The following is a 250-nucleotide window of genomic DNA, read 5'->3' on the forward strand; positions in this document are numbered from 1 at the left end:
GTGCTGGGTTTCCGGCCGGCTGATGCCGCCGCGTACGGACGGGTGATCGCCGACGCTGACGGCACGATCCGCAAGATGGTCGAATACAAGGATGCGTCCGAGCAGGAACGTGCGGTCGACCTGTGCAATTCGGGCGTCACCGCCGTCCGCACCGCCGATCTCTGGCGCTTGCTGGAGGCGGTTGGCAACGACAATGCGGCGGGCGAATACTATTTGCCCGACATCGTCATGCTGGCGATCACCGAGGGAG

At 64.8% G+C, this 250-nt stretch carries 1 pseudogene; it reads left to right on the top strand.

What is annotated here, in order from left to right:
• Positions 1-250 (top strand): annotated as a pseudogene (gene glmU, locus AC0IYH_RS33060) (bifunctional UDP-N-acetylglucosamine diphosphorylase/glucosamine-1-phosphate N-acetyltransferase GlmU); the annotation flags it as partial.

The organism is Pseudomonas sp. AC463, from assembly GCF_979253585.1.